This window comes from Pantoea sp. SM3640, from assembly GCF_015654165.1.
GTDB classification, from domain to species: Bacteria; Pseudomonadota; Gammaproteobacteria; order Enterobacterales; family Enterobacteriaceae; genus Pantoea; species Pantoea vagans.
Map to the genome: position 1 here is coordinate 486093 of NZ_CP064872.1, position 14524 is coordinate 500616.

General features: G+C 56.7%; 11 protein-coding genes. 9 read left to right on the top strand and 2 right to left on the bottom strand.

The window, feature by feature from the left end:
• Entirely contained in the window at positions 1-2850 is a 2850-nt protein-coding gene (locus tag IV493_RS02370; RefSeq protein WP_033784043.1) for a bifunctional diguanylate cyclase/phosphodiesterase, read from the top strand.
• 11 nt (positions 2851-2861) lie between these two features.
• On the opposite strand, the gene IV493_RS02375 is transcribed toward IV493_RS02370, so the two are convergent.
• Positions 2862-3926, bottom strand: coding sequence for a LacI family DNA-binding transcriptional regulator (locus IV493_RS02375; protein ID WP_013359023.1), 1065 nt, complete (start codon positions 3924-3926; stop codon positions 2862-2864).
• 223 nt (positions 3927-4149) lie between these two features.
• On the opposite strand from IV493_RS02375, the gene IV493_RS02380 reads away from it, so the two are divergent.
• Both IV493_RS02380 and IV493_RS02385 read left to right on the top strand, forming a co-directional pair.
• Positions 4150-5460, top strand: coding sequence for an MFS transporter (locus IV493_RS02380; protein ID WP_195857677.1), 1311 nt, complete (start codon positions 4150-4152; stop codon positions 5458-5460).
• A 10-nt stretch (positions 5461-5470) separates the two neighbouring features.
• On the top strand, positions 5471-7834 hold the full coding sequence (locus IV493_RS02385) for a TIM-barrel domain-containing protein (RefSeq protein ID WP_195857678.1): 2364 nt from the start codon (positions 5471-5473) through the stop codon (positions 7832-7834).
• Positions 7835-8137: 303 nt separating this feature from the next.
• Here IV493_RS02385 and ftnA read toward each other — a convergent pair whose 3' ends face one another.
• Complete coding sequence (gene ftnA / locus IV493_RS02390; RefSeq protein WP_010248984.1) at positions 8138-8644, bottom strand: non-heme ferritin; 507 nt, start codon at positions 8642-8644, stop codon at positions 8138-8140.
• Positions 8645-9134: 490 nt separating this feature from the next.
• Between ftnA and IV493_RS02395 the strand changes: the two genes are divergently transcribed.
• The 6 genes from IV493_RS02395 (at position 9135) to IV493_RS02420 (ending at position 14382) form a co-directional block, all read left to right on the top strand.
• The gene (locus tag IV493_RS02395) at positions 9135-9803 is read left to right on the top strand and encodes a nucleoside recognition domain-containing protein (RefSeq protein WP_033733869.1); all 669 of its coding nucleotides are present in this window, start codon (positions 9135-9137) and stop codon (positions 9801-9803) included.
• Entirely contained in the window at positions 9793-10266 is a 474-nt protein-coding gene (locus IV493_RS02400) for a YjiG family protein (RefSeq protein ID WP_003848518.1), read from the top strand. Before IV493_RS02395 ends, IV493_RS02400 begins: the two co-directional genes overlap by 11 nt.
• Before the next feature lie 4 nt (positions 10267-10270).
• The gene (locus tag IV493_RS02405) at positions 10271-11374 is read left to right on the top strand and encodes a M20 peptidase aminoacylase family protein (RefSeq protein ID WP_195857679.1); all 1104 of its coding nucleotides are present in this window, start codon (positions 10271-10273) and stop codon (positions 11372-11374) included.
• Between the two features lie 291 nt (positions 11375-11665).
• A complete protein-coding gene (gene prfC / locus IV493_RS02410) occupies positions 11666-13252 on the top strand; it encodes a peptide chain release factor 3 (protein WP_033784671.1) in 1587 nt (528 codons plus the stop codon).
• A gap of 257 nt (positions 13253-13509) precedes the next feature.
• A complete protein-coding gene (gene osmY, locus IV493_RS02415; RefSeq protein WP_013359017.1) occupies positions 13510-14124 on the top strand; it encodes a molecular chaperone OsmY in 615 nt (204 codons plus the stop codon).
• A gap of 96 nt (positions 14125-14220) precedes the next feature.
• The gene (locus IV493_RS02420; protein WP_003848537.1) at positions 14221-14382 is read left to right on the top strand and encodes a DUF1328 domain-containing protein; all 162 of its coding nucleotides are present in this window, start codon (positions 14221-14223) and stop codon (positions 14380-14382) included.
• Positions 14383-14524 lie beyond the last annotated feature (142 nt).

The window sequence follows — 14524 nt, forward strand, 5'->3', positions numbered from 1 at the left end:
ATGGATAATAACTCTGATGTCATGTATCGCATGCTGGTACAAAGCGTGATCGACTACGCGATCACCATGCTTAAACCGGACGGAACTGTCGCCAGCTGGAACGGCGGGGGTCTGCACGTCCTTGGTTACAGGCCAGACGAAATTATTGGACAGCACGCCGCCCTGTTTTACAACGACGAGGATCGCCGTCGCGGTCAGCCGCAGCGCGAACTCGATATCGCCGTCACCACCGGACGTTACGAAAACGAAGGCTGGCGCTGCCGCAAAGATGGCAGCAGCTTCTGGGCACACGTGGTCATCTATCCGATCCGCGACGAGACCGCTCAGCTGATAGGATTTGCTGCTGTCTGCCGTGACTGCACCCGGCAGCAGGAGCAGCAGCGCAAAGAGCGGGAACAGGAAATGCGCTTCCGCCTGCTGGTGGAGGGCGTCACCGATTACGCCATCTACATGCTCGATCAGGACGGAAACGTAGTGAACTGGAACGCCGGCGCACAGCGGGCCAAAGGCTATGTGGCGGAAGAGATTGTTGGCCAGCATTTTTCCCGTTTCTACAGCGCGCAGGATCGACTCAATCATATCCCCAGCCAGAACCTGCAAACGGCGTATCGTACCGGCCGTTTTGAAGATGAGGGCTGGCGCTACCGCAAAGATGGCAGCGCGTTCTGGGCCCATGTGGTGATCGACACGATCCGTGACGATCAGGGTAAATTGCTGGGCTACGCCAAAATCACCCGTGACTGCACCGAACAGCAGCGTGTCCGCAGCGAGCAACGGGAACAGGAGCAGCGTTTTCGCCTGCTGGTAGAGGGCGTTACCGATTACGCCATCTATATGCTCGATGTCGACGGCGTGGTGGTCAACTGGAATGCCGGTGCCCAGCGCGCCAAAGGGTATAAAGCGGAAGAAGTAGTGGGTCAGCACTTCTCGCTGTTTTACAGCGCTCAGGAGCGACTGAACCGCACGCCGGAAGCCAACCTCGGTATCGCGCTGAAAACCGGCCGCTTTGAGGATGAAGGCTGGCGCTACCGTAAAGATGGCAGCGCGTTCTGGGCGCATGTGGTCATCGACGCGATCCATGATGATGACGGTAAGCTGATCGGTTTCGCCAAGATCACCCGCGACCGCACGGAAGGCCGTGAGCAGGAGCAGCAGATCCTGCGCGCCCGGGATCTGGCCGAAGCCCAGAGCACGCAGAAAACCGCCTTATCTAAATTCCTGGACAATATCATTGCTAATATTCCCTCCTGCGTGATTGTTGAAGATGCGATCACCCGCGAGATCCTGCTGGTGAATGACCGTACTCAGCAACTTTTTGGCCTGTCGAAAGCACTGATCGTCAACAAGCGTCCGCACGAATGCATGTCGCCTGAACTCAGTGACTATTTTAACAATCTGGCGGACGTTGCACTGCGCAGTGAGGGCATGCATGAGCGTGAGCAGCTGCTGATGACCGCCAGCGGCGAACGCATTCTGCATACCCGCGCCACCGCGATTAATGGCCAGGATGCACGCCGCAACTACCTGATGCTGCTGGTGGAAGATGTCACCGACCAGCGTGCCGCCGATGCCCGTATTCACCATATGGCGCACCACGACAACCTGACCAGCCTGCCGAACCGCATTCTGTTCCGCCAGCGTCTGAGTGAGGCGTTGCGCACCGCGAATCAGACGCAGCGCCAGACCGCCGCGCTGTGCCTTGATCTGGATAACTTCAAAAATGTGAACGATGCGCTGGGCCATCAGATTGGCGATGAGCTGCTGCGCAGCGTGGCTAAACGTCTGCGTAACACGCTGCGCGATCAGGATACGCTGGCGCGCATCGGTGGCGATGAGTTCGCTATCGTGCTGCCCTCGGTCGCGAACAGTGAGGAGGCGAGCATTGTGGCGCAGCGTCTGATCGAGGCGATTCGTCCGCCGGTCAACGTTGAGGGGCATAATCTGTCGGTCGGGCTCAGCGTAGGCATTGCGCTCAGCACCACCATCACCAATACGCCGGAGCAGCTGCTGCGCTGTGCGGATATGGCGCTGTATGAAGCCAAGCGTAATGGCCGCAACCGCTATGAGCACTTTACGCTGGAGATGGATGATGTGGCACGCAGCCGCCGCCTGATTGAAAACGATCTGCGCGATGCAATCAGCGGCGGGCACCTGCGGCTCTACTATCAGCCCATCACCAATGGCGATCATCGCACCATTATTGGCTATGAGGCGCTGATGCGCTGGCATCATCCGATCCGCGGGCTGATCATGCCCAACGACTTCATCCCGATTGCAGAAGAGACCGGCCTGATTCATATGCTGGGAGCTTTTGCGCTCTATGAAGCCTGTCGTGAAGCGGCGAGCTGGGAAGGGGAGCAGTCGGTCTCGGTTAACCTCTCACCGCTGCAGTTTAAAAACAGCTCGCTGGTGCCGGTGGTCGAAGGCGCGCTGAAAGAGTCGGGTCTCGATCCGGCGCGACTGGAAGTCGAGATCACCGAATCGGTGCTGCTGGATGACTCACTGGGGAATATCCGTACCCTGCAGAATCTCAAGGCGCTGGGCGTACAGATTGCGCTGGATGATTTCGGCACCGGCTATTCGTCGCTGAGCTATCTGCGATCCTTCCCGTTCGACAAAATCAAAATCGACAAATCGTTTATCAACGATATGGGCGACAGCCGCGAGGCGCTGGCGATTATCCGCGCGATTACCGGCATGAGCCGCAGTCTGGATATCCAGATTACCGCTGAAGGCGTGGAGAGCGATGAGCAGTTCGCGAAGCTGCGCGATGAGGGCTGTACGCTGTTCCAGGGCTTCCTGTTCGGACGGCCTCAGCCGTCGGAATTGCGACTGAAAACGCTGGATTAATCAGCACCGGGTTAATCATAAAGGCCATGCTGCTGAACCGGCGCATGGCTGAGATTATCGCGAATGCGGCGCACCGACTCGCGCACCACCAGCCTGCCATTCAGCAGCAGGCTGCCAGTGGGTGTGCCGGGATTCAGCCGCATCTCCTGCAGCATTCTGACTGCTGCGGCGCCCAGCTCATCACGTGGCACCTGCACCGATGTCAGCGGAATGTCGTGGATAGCGGCCAGGTTAAACCCGTCCATGCTCATTACTGAGATATCCTGCGGCACCCGCAATCCGGCCTGCTCCAGCGCGGTGACGGCACCTGCGGCGATGTAATCCCCGCTGGCGAGAATCGCGGTCGGGCGCAGCGCTTCAGGGCAGTGGCGCAGATATTCCCCCAGTCGTTCTGCCGCCTCATTGCTGCTGAAACTGTTCAGGGTCAGCAGATGCTGGCGGCTGTCAAAGCGCAGATTCATGGCGTGCCAGGCGTCACGTACGCCCTGTAAGCGCTGCTCCATGGTGTAGCGGCGCAGGCAGTGCAGCGACAGGATCTGCCGGTGTCCCTGCTCAAACAGATAGCGCGCGGAGAATTCCCCAATCAGCTGATGATGTGGTGAGACCGAGGGCAGGCGCATACGGCGATCGCGGGCGTTGATCAGCACGCAGGGTTTGTTCATCTCCGCCGCCAGCTGATGAATATGCTCATCATCAATGCCGATCAGCAGGGCGGCTTCGGTCTGCTGCATCTTATCGATAAACAGCGCGGCATTACTCTCCACCTCTTCCAGCGGGCAGTAGCGCAGCCGCACCTCATGTGGCTCCACCGCCTGGCTGATCCCCTGAATCACCTTGTAGTAGAAAATGTCGCTGCGTACGTCAAATGCGCGCGGCGGGGCAAAGACCATCAGGTTATTCAGCAGCAGGCGACCGCTGTGCAGGTTATCCAGCACGCCCTGCTGCTGCGCCACGGCCAGCACTTTGTCCCGCGTCGCGGGCCGGGTATTCGCTTTTCCCGCCAGCACCCGCGATACCGTGCTGATAGAGACCCCGCTCAGCGCCGCAATCTCACCGATTTTCAGCCTTTGTTTCATTCTGTGATCGCCTTCAAATCTGCCAATGAAAAATTTTTCATAGCCTGCTGAATCGCGTCAGATAAGCGTTTCAGAGCCATTTTCTGTCGGTATCAAGCCTGCCATGAAAAGCGTTGCAAAAAAGTGGCTGTACCCACGTTTCGCACTTTTCTAAGTTCGATAAAAGGACACGCGGTACGCCAGCAGGCGGTGTGCGTCATCAATGGCAATCAGGAGTGGCACAATGAGCCTCGAATCAACAACGAAACCCATCAGTGCATCACGCACGGTGCGCGTGATTAAAAATTTGCGCTGGTGGATGCTGGGAATGTTTTTGCTGGGTGTGACCGTCAACTACATCACCCGTAACTCCCTTGGCATTCTGGCACCGGAACTGAAAACCAGTCTGAACATGACCACCGAACAGTATTCGTGGGTCGTAGCCGCATTTCAGCTCGCCTATACCCTGTTTCAGCCGATTTGCGGCTGGCTGATCGATGTAATCGGACTGAAGATGGGCTTCCTGATCTGCGCGCTAATCTGGTCGGTAACCTGTCTGCTGCATGCCGGTGCGGGAAGCTGGCTGCATCTGGCGCTGCTGCGTTTTGTCATGGGCGCGTCCGAAGCGGCGGCCACGCCTGCTAACGCCAAAGCGATCGGTGACTGGTTTCCGAAAAAGGAGCGTCCGGTTGCGGCGGGCTGGGCGGGCGTCGGCTTTTCGATTGGTGCGATGCTGGCGCCACCGATTATCTATGTTGCCCACATTACCTTTGGCTGGCAGGGCGCATTTCTGCTGACCGGCGGCCTGGGCCTGCTGTGGGTGGGACTCTGGTGGTGGGGCTATCACTCGCCGGAGAGCCATCCCCGTCTTTCCGATGATGAACGCGCCTTTATTAACCAGGACAACGAGGCGATGGGGGAAAAGCTGCCGTTCTTCACCGCGCTGAAAGTGATTGGTAAAGAGAAGAAATTCTACGGCATCGCCATTCCAGCCTTTCTGGCTGAACCCGCCTGGGCGGTGCTGAGCTTCTGGGTGCCACTCTATCTTGCCAACGAGCGCGGCATGGATCTTAAGCAGATCGTCATGTTCGCCTGGCTGCCGTTTCTGGCCGCCGACCTCGGCAGCGTCGCCAGCGGCTATCTCACCAGAATCTATGTGCGCTGGTTTGGTATGACCCGCGTGAATTCCATTGTCGCCAGTTCCGTCACCGGTGCGCTGCTGATGGTGTCGCTGGCGCTGATGACGCTGGTGAAAGATCCCTGGCTGGCTATCGCCCTGATCTCCGTCGGCGGCTTCGGTCATCAGGTGATCTCCTGCATGCTGAGTGCGCTGGTGGTGGAGCGCTTTGATCGCCGCCAGATGGCCACCGTTAACGGCATGCGCGGCTCCTGCGCCTGGATCGCCAGCTTTATCTTCTCGCTGATTATCGGTCTTACCGCCGATACCATCGGCTTTAATCCGCTGTTTGTGGCGATGGGCTTCTTTGACCTGATTGGTGCCGTTTTCCTGGTGATGCTGATCGCCGAACGCCGCCAGCGCCCTGCTAACCCATAAGGATATCGCGATGAAACCCCTGAAGAACTGGACGCTGCATCAGCAGGCCGATCACTTTGTTGAACTCAAGGTCGACGCTCGACATTTCCTGCGACTTTACGTGCTGGAAGAGAAGCTGGTGCGCGTGCTGCTGAAGCGCGACGGCGAGCTGGCGCTGAACCGCACCTGGAGCATTGCGCCAGAGCACGATGTGCCCTGGCAGGGACGTGACCGTGAGGCGCTGGATGGCTTTACGCTGCCCGCGTTTCAGGTGGAGCATGATGCGCAGCAACTGCGCATCAGCACCCGACAGCTGCGGGTCACCGTGCATCAGCCGCTCTGCCTGAGCTGGGAGCAGTTTGATGGTGAGAGCTGGCAGCCGCTGACCGCCGATCGTCACACCGGTGCCTATCTGCTCAATGCCCACGGCGATGGCGTCGAGCACTATCAGCGTCGTCAGCCGCAGGATCGGGTGTATGGTCTGGGCGAGAAGAGCGGCGACCTGAACCGCGTTAACCGGCGTTTCGAGATGCGTAATCTCGACGCGATGGGCTATAACGCCGCCAGCACCGATCCGCTCTATAAACATATTCCGTTTACCCTGACGCAGCGCGATGGCGTCAGCTTCGGCCTGTTTTATGACAACCTCAGCAGCAGCTGGCTCGATCTGGGTAACGAGCTGGATAACTACCATCTGCCTTATCGCCGTTACCGTGCCGAGGCGGGCGATCTCGATTACTATATGATGCTCGGCCCGACGCTGCTCGACGTCACCAAAGCTTTTGTCCGTCTGACCGGGCGTACGCTGTTTCAGCCGAAGTGGAGCCTGGGCTACAGCGGTTCGACCATGCACTACACTGACGCGCCCGACGCACAGCAGCAGCTGCAATCCTTTATCCGCCTGTGTCGCGAGCATGAAATCCCCTGCGACTCGTTCCAGCTCTCTTCCGGTTATACCTCGATCAATAACAAGCGCTATGTTTTCAACTGGAACTACGACAAAGTCCCGAACCCCAACGCGCTGAGCGACGCATTTCACACTGCCGGAATGAAGCTGGCGGCCAACATCAAGCCCTGTCTGCTGCAGGATCATCCGCGCTACCAGGAAGTGGCGACGCAGGGGCTGTTTATTCGTGACTCTGAGTTCGATCGTCCCGAGCGTTCGGTGTTCTGGGATGATGAGGGATCGCACCTTGATTTCACCCATCCGCAAGCGGTGCGCTGGTGGCAGGAGAATGTCACGCAGCAGCTGCTGGAGAAAGGCATCGATTCCACCTGGAACGATAACAACGAATATGAAGTGTGGGATGGTGAGGCGCGCTGTCACGGTTTTGGTCAGCCGATCGCCATCAAGCATATCCGGCCGGTGATGCCGCTGCTGATGATGCGCGCCTCGATGGAAGCGCAGCAGCAGTTTGCGCCAGACAAACGCCCCTATCTGATCTCCCGTTCCGGCTGTGCCGGGATGCAGCGCTATGTGCAGACCTGGAGCGGCGATAACCGTACCAGCTGGCAGACCCTGCGCTATAACATCCGCATGGGGCTGGGAATGAGTCTCTCCGGGCTGTTTAACGTCGGACACGATGTCGGCGGCTTCTCTGGCGACAAGCCGGACGCTGAATTGTTTGTGCGCTGGGTTCAGAATGGCGTGATGCATCCGCGCTTTACCATCCACTCGTGGAATGACGATCACACGGTGAACGAGCCGTGGATGTACCCGGACGTGACACCGATGATCCGCGAAGCGATCCGCCTGCGTTATCGTCTGATGCCTTATCTCTACAACCTGGCATGGCAGGCGAGCGTGGAAGATGAGCCAATGCTGCGTCCGACCTTCCTCGACCATGAGCAGGATCCGCTGACGTATGAGGAGTGTGATGACTTTATGCTGGGCCGCGATCTGCTGGTCGCCAGCGTCGTGGAGCAGGGCGCGCGCAGTCGGAAAGTCTATCTGCCACGTAACCAGGGCGGCTGGTATGACTGGCACAGCGGCAAAGCGTTTGCGGGCGGCGAGACCATCACCCTTGATGCGCCGCTGGATCGGCTGCCGCTGCTGGTGCGGGCGGGTGCGGTGATCCCGCTGGGTGAGTGCGAAACCACCACCGATGCGCGGCGCGATACTGTGCGGCAGTGGCAGCTGTGGCCGGCACCGGAAGGCGTAACAACTCAGGGCGAAATGTTTGACGATGACGGTGAGAGTCACGGCTGGCAGCAGGGCAACGCGCTGTGGCTGAGCTGGACGTTGTGCAGCAGCGCCAGCCGAATCGACCTGACGGTAGAAAAACGCGGCGATTATCAACCTGCCTGGCGGGAGATCGCGCTGTTACTGCCTGCGGGTGAATGTCGTGAGCTGTGGGTAAATGGCGAGAAAGCGGCGAGTTACCGGCTGGGATAGCGGTGGCGTGGTCGCAAAGCCTAATCAATCAGGTTTTGGGCAGCAATGCTTAAATTCATTGAGCAGGGAACAGGGGCAGAGGAGGAAAGCGTCCCGCGCCATAGACAAAAGCGCCGGGAGCGTTTTTGAACAACGCAAAGCGTTGGCCCGTTTGCGGGCGCACCTCAGGGATGAGGTGCGTAATCGCGCGGGCCGGGCGTGCCAGGGATGGCGGCTTTTGCGTCTTTCCGATCTGACCCTGTTCCCTGTGGAGGCACGATTTCAAAGCGACCAGGTTTTATACCTCAGTGGTCGCAAAAGATATTATTCTGCGTGGTTCTCGGTGCTCATGCGGCCCAGGTCTTTATCGACCAGGAACAGACCGTTGCCGCTGTTGCTGACCAGCGCCAGTTTATCCAGCACGGTTTTGAACAGCTTCTCTTCTTCGTGCTGCTCGGCAACATACCACTGCAGGAAGTTGAAGGTAGAGTAATCCTGTGACGTCATAGCGGCGTGTGCCAGCTCATTGATTTTGCTGGTGATCAGCTGCTCATGCTCCAGCGCCTGCTGCAGTATTTCATTCAGCGAGGTGAAAGAAACCGGTGGCGCTGCGATGGTGCCCAGCACCGGCATGCCGCCGGTATCGCTCAGGTAGTCAAACAGACGCTGCATGTGCTGCATTTCTTCGCGTGAATGCATCTTCAGGAAGGAAGCGGCACCCTCAAAGCCTTTGTCGCTGCACCAGGCGCTCATTTGCAGATAAAGATTGGCAGAGAAAAATTCCAGGTTCAGCTGGTCGTTTAAACGCCCAGTCATTTCAGCAGTCAGCATGGCCGAGTCCTTTTAAGAAGATGTTAAATAAACAGGTGGATGCGGTGAATTATGCATCATACATGTTAGTAAAGTGAAGCCTTTTCCGCAAAATAAGTCAATTTATCTGATTGATTTAAATAGAATTATTTCGGAAATTGAATGCGACCAATTCTCATTCTGTATCGCGCAACATCAGGCAACAATGTCAGGAGAATCAGCACCATGATAGTGCGGGCGATAGCTATTCTGCTGGTGCAATGGTCGCTGCGGCAGACGAAAGACCCACCCTCTGATGCCGTCCCGGAAATATAACGTTGTGTTCTGAAAAATCATTTTCAGAGCGCGATAAGAGGTATGGCGTGGATTAAACGTCCTGTGTCGGCAAATAAGGCGTTAACAATCGTTCTCCTGGCGGCTCTGGCATAAATCCTGCTTAGAACTGAGTTCCATATATTGAAACTTGCCACGGCAGGGAACGGGCGGCAGGCCATGTTATCAGGAGAAAATAATGTCAGATGAGAGTGTGGTTAATCCGGTAAAAATGACGGCGACCAAAGGCAGTTATATCGCTTTAATTTTTGCCATTCTGTTTTTCTCAGGGCTGTTTTATAACGTCGAGGGCCTTAAATGGCTGGGGGCGTTTGACTTCACCACGCTGGGCGGCAGCTTCGGCACCATGAAAGATCCCGCCAGCAACACCTTTCTCGGCGCAGGCGGACTCAGTGCCAAAGCGGGTTTTCTGTTTGCCCTGTCGCTGACGCCGACGGTAATGCTGGCGCTGGGCGTGCTGGAAATCTTTACCCACTATGGCGCGATTCGCGCGGCACATCGCTTACTGACGCCGCTGCTTAAACCGCTGATGGGATTACCGGGTCGCTGCGGTCTGGCGTTAATCACTGACCTGCAAAGCACCGACGCGGGCGCGGCATTAACCAAAGAGATGGCTGACCAGAAACAGATTGGCAAAAAAGAGCTGGTGGTGATGAGTGCCTGGCAATATTCCGGTGCCGGATTAATCAATAATTACTTCGCCATCGGTTCGGCGCTATTCGCCTCAATGACGCTGCCGATCATTATTCCGCTGTTATTAATGTTCGTGCTGAAATTTGTCGGTGCGGCGATAACGCGCGCTGTGTTAAACAGTGTTTATAAGAAGGATTTCGCCGATGGAAAATAAAATTGCGACAAGCAGTAATCCGTTCGATGTGTTTGTGACCGGTGCGCGTAAAGGCTTTCATATCGCCATTCACAACCTGATGCCGAATGTGGTGATGGCCTATGTGCTGGCAGAAGTGCTGAATCTACTCGGCATTATGCAGTTCCTCGGACATGTGTTTGCGCCGGTGATGGGGCTGTTTGGCCTGCCGGGCGAGGCGATTACTGTGTTGCTCACCGCCTGGCTCTCCTCGTCGGCGGGCACCGGCGTCGCGGTAAGCCTGCTGACCAAAGGGCTGCTGACCGGTGCAGATATCACCATTCTGGCGCCGGCGATTTTCCTGATGGGATCGCAGCTGCAATATATGGGGCGGCTGCTGGGCGTGGCCGATGTGCCCAAAAAATACTGGCCGCTGCTGATGCTGGTGAGCATCATCAACGCGCTGATCGCAATGTCTGTTATGCGTCTGTTTATTCAGGAGTAACGCTGTGTCTAAGGTATTAGAGCATTACCACTATCTGCATGAAATTCCGGAGCTGGGTTTTCAGGAGGTGAAAACCTCGGCCTACATCGCCGATCAGCTCGAGAAAGCGGGCCTGAAGGTGACGCGCAACATCAATAACACCACCGGCATTGTGGCGGAGATCGACAGCGATGTGCCGGGGCCGGTGCTGGCGCTGCGTGCGGATATGGATGCGCTGGGCCACATCATTGATGGCGTGCCGTGTGCGCGTCACACCTGTGGTCACGATGGACACTCTTCGGTAGTGCTGACGGCAGCATCGGCGCTACTGCAGGAGGGCACGGTGAAACGTGGCCGGCTGAAGATTCTGTTCCAGCCCGCCGAGGAGCTGGGTGCCGGTGCGCTCTCGATGATCGAAGGTGGCGCACTGGATGATGTGGAGATGATTCTGGGCTTCCATCTGCGTCCGCTTGAGGAGTGCGTGGTTGGTCAGGCGGTGCCTGCGGTGCTCTACTCCGCCTGCAGCACGCTGGAAGCGACGATCACAGGCCAGCCCGCTCATGCGGCGCGACCGCATCTTGGCGTGAACGCGCTGGATGCCGCCGTGCAGGCGGTTCAGGCCGTCAACGCCCTCCATCTTTCACCCGGCCTGACCTGGAGCGTCAAGGCGACCCGCTTCCTGTGTGATGCCGGTGTCACCAACTCGGTGCCGGATGAAGCCCGCGTGGTGTGGGATCTGCGTTCGCAGGAGAACGGGCCGATGACGCAGCTGAAAGAGCAGGTCACGCGTGCCATTACTCACAGCGTGGCGGCACTGGGTGCCACCGCCGAGGTCCGCGTGCTGAAAGAGATGCCCGCCGCCGAGATTGATGATGAGGCGACGGCGGTAATCCGCGCGGCCATCGTTGAAGTGCTGGGTGAAGAGGGCGCACTGCCGACCCGAACCACGCCGGGCAGCGAGGACTTTTTCTACTATCCGGTGAAGCGTCCGGGTGTGAAGGCGGGCTTCTGGGGGCTGGGCACTAACCTGACGCCAGGACTGCATCATCCCGACATGCGTTTCGATCTCAGCTCGCTGGAGATTGGTGTGCAGATCTTCAAAGCCTGCGTCAGAAAGGTATTGGGATAACAGAGTGGGGCGGGTGCAGACCCGCCAGATTCTGTTGCCGCATCCGCTATTCTCCGATTCTCCCTCTGCGAAATCCCGCCCCCTTCCCTGTAGGCCGCGCGCGCAAAATATTGTATGCTATGCCGCCTTAAAGCTGACCAGGTAACCGGACTTCACGCCAATGTAACTTCGCGCTGACCCGCCAACGATAAAACATCGTTTTGGCACCGTTTACCCGCCGGTAAGGTTCTGCCGGCCACCGTGATTTATCAGCAGCGCCAGTACGTTGCGCTGCCTATTGAGAAGAATTCCATGTCTAATCCCTTTTTAGAAGAGGTGGCACGCCGCCGCACCTTCGCGATCATTTCTCACCCGGATGCCGGTAAAACCACCATTACCGAAAAAGTGTTGTTGTTCGGACAGGCTATCCAGACCGCCGGTACGGTAAAAGGCCGTGGCTCTAACCAGCACGCCAAGTCGGACTGGATGGAGATGGAGAAACAGCGTGGTATCTCCATTACCACCTCGGTGATGCAGTTCCCTTACCGCGATAGCCTGGTGAACCTGCTGGATACCCCAGGTCACGAAGACTTCTCGGAAGATACCTACCGTACGCTGACTGCTGTTGACTGCTGTCTGATGGTGATCGATGCCGCCAAAGGCGTCGAGGATCGTACCCGCAAGCTGATGGAAGTGACCCGTCTGCGCGATACGCCCATCCTGACCTTTATGAACAAACTTGACCGTGACATCCGCGATCCGATGGAGCTGCTGGATGAGGTGGAAAGCGAGCTGAAAATCGCCTGCGCACCGATCACCTGGCCTATCGGCTGTGGCAAGCTGTTCAAAGGGGTTTACCATCTCTACAAAGATGAGACCTATCTCTACCAGACCGGTAAAGGCCACACCATTCAGGATGTGCGCATCGTGAAGGGGCTTAACAACCCGGATCTCGACACCGCGGTCGGTGAAGATCTGGCGGCACAGCTGCGTGAAGAGCTGGAGCTGGTGCAGGGCGCCTCGCACGAGTTCGAGCAGGAGGCCTTCCTGAGTGGCGAACTGTCGCCGGTCTTCTTCGGCACCGCGCTGGGTAACTTCGGCGTTGACCACATGCTGGATGGCCTGGTTTCCTGGGCGCCGCGTCCGATGCCCCGTGAGACCGATACCCGTACGGTTGAAGCGAAAGAAGAGAAGTTCACCGGCTTCGTGTTTAAGATTCAGGCCAACATGGATCCGAAACACCGTGACCGCGTGGCCTTTATGCGTGTGGTCTCCGGTAAATATGAAAAAGGGATGAAGCTGCGTCAGGTACGCACCGGCAAAGATGTGGTGATCTCCGACGCCCTGACCTTTATGGCGGGCGACCGTTCACACGTTGAAGAAGCGTATCCTGGCGATATCATCGGTCTGCATAACCACGGCACCATACAGATTGGCGACACCTTTACTCAGGGTGAGAACATGAAGTTCACCGGGATTCCGAACTTTGCGCCAGAGCTGTTCCGTCGTATTCGCCTGCGCGATCCGCTGAAGCAGAAACAGCTGCTGAAAGGGCTGGTTCAGCTGTCGGAAGAGGGTGCCGTGCAGGTATTCCGCCCGGTGCATAACAACGATCTGATCGTTGGCGCGGTCGGGGTACTGCAGTTCGATGTGGTCGTGGCACGTCTGAAAAGCGAATATAACGTCGAAGCGATCTACGAAGCGATTAACGTCTCTACGGCGCGCTGGGTTGAATGCAGCGACGCGAAAAAGTTTGAGGACTTCCAGCGTAAAAACGAAGTTAACCTGGCACTCGATGGCGGCAATAATTTGACTTATATTGCGCCAACCATGGTCAATCTTAATATTACGCAGGAACGTTATCCCGACGTGACCTTCCGTAAAACGCGCGAGCACTAATCGCCTGTTTCCGGGCCATTCCAGCAGGGAATGGCCCTGATTTCCCCACTCCAGACTCCTCCTAAAAACCCCTTTTTTTTTCTGTTTTGACGTGTGATCAACCAGTTAGCCAGGCAAATCGAAAAATGCCGTCTATGATTATTCTATCGGACGGCGGAAGAGACTTCTCTTGTCCTTACGTCCTGTAACGCAGCGGCACCTGTGCCTCTGTTTCGCCCACAGTTTTGGGTGAGTTAACTGATAGAAGGAAGATATCGATGAACAAGACTAAGATTGCTAAAACCCTGATGGCCGCCATGATTGGCTCAGCACTGATCAGCGGCAGTGCACTGGCTGACGAATCAGTGTCGCAGAAAGCGTCACAGACAGCCGACAGCGCGGGTTCGAAAATCGATAGTTCTATGAAAAAAGTCGATGGTTATATGGATGACAGCGGCATCACCGCCAAAGCCAAAGCGGCACTGGTGGATGACGACGCCATTAAAAGCACGGATATCTCGGTAAAAACGCATAGCGGCGTCGTGACCTTAAGCGGTTTCGTCACCTCACAGGATCAGGCTGAAAAGGCTGTGGCGGTGGTGCAGAAAATCGAAGGTGTTAAATCCGTCAGCGACAAACTACACGTCAGAGACAGCAAATCATCTTCAGTGAAAGGTTATGCCGGCGATGCCGCTACGACCAGCGAAATTAAAGCTAAGCTATTAGCAGACGACATTGTTCCGTCGCGCAACGTAAAAGTTGAGACCACCGACGGTGTTGTTCAGCTTTCAGGGCATGTTGCTACTCAGGCACAGTCAGATCGTGCAGAAAGCATCGCTAAAGCCATTGAAGGCGTGAAAAGCGTTAAGAATGACCTGACGGTTAAATCTTAAGCTTGCATGCGGTCACTTCGGTGACCGCATGGATAAAAGATACCCATCCGGGGATTAAATAAGCAGTTCGATTTTAAATAGGGTAAGGAGAGGCTTATGTTTCGTTGGGGCATTATTTTTCTGGTGATCGCACTGATCGCTGCAGCGTTAGGTTTTGGCGGTTTAGCGGGCACAGCAGCATGGGCAGCTAAAGTTGTCTTCGTCGTTGGTATTATCCTGTTCCTCATCAGCCTGTTTACCGGCCGTAAAAAGCTTTAGCCGATGAGTCCTGCAGCGTAATGCAACGCAAAGCATAGAGCGGAGACCAGTCATCTGTAGCGACTGACGTGAAGAGAGGGACACCTTCACATCGCTGCGATGGCAAGCCAGTTCAGCTGGCCTGCCGGTTAAAGGAATAGAT

Excerpts from the sequence above, each read along its gene's own strand:
- IV493_RS02420 (WP_003848537.1), top strand. The coding sequence starts at position 14,221 with ATGTTTCGTTGGGGCATTATTTTTCTGGTGATCGCACTGATCGCTGCA.
- IV493_RS02375 (WP_013359023.1), bottom strand. The coding sequence starts at position 3,926 with ATGAAACAAAGGCTGAAAATCGGTGAGATTGCGGCGCTGAGCGGGGTC.
- IV493_RS02380 (WP_195857677.1), top strand. The coding sequence starts at position 4,150 with ATGAGCCTCGAATCAACAACGAAACCCATCAGTGCATCACGCACGGTG.
- IV493_RS02385 (WP_195857678.1), top strand. The coding sequence starts at position 5,471 with ATGAAACCCCTGAAGAACTGGACGCTGCATCAGCAGGCCGATCACTTT.
- IV493_RS02400 (WP_003848518.1), top strand. The coding sequence starts at position 9,793 with ATGGAAAATAAAATTGCGACAAGCAGTAATCCGTTCGATGTGTTTGTG.
- prfC (WP_033784671.1), top strand. The coding sequence starts at position 11,666 with ATGTCTAATCCCTTTTTAGAAGAGGTGGCACGCCGCCGCACCTTCGCG.
- IV493_RS02395 (WP_033733869.1), top strand. The coding sequence starts at position 9,135 with ATGTCAGATGAGAGTGTGGTTAATCCGGTAAAAATGACGGCGACCAAA.
- ftnA (WP_010248984.1), bottom strand. The coding sequence starts at position 8,644 with ATGCTGACTGCTGAAATGACTGGGCGTTTAAACGACCAGCTGAACCTG.
- osmY (WP_013359017.1), top strand. The coding sequence starts at position 13,510 with ATGAACAAGACTAAGATTGCTAAAACCCTGATGGCCGCCATGATTGGC.
- IV493_RS02370 (WP_033784043.1), top strand. The coding sequence starts at position 1 with ATGGATAATAACTCTGATGTCATGTATCGCATGCTGGTACAAAGCGTG.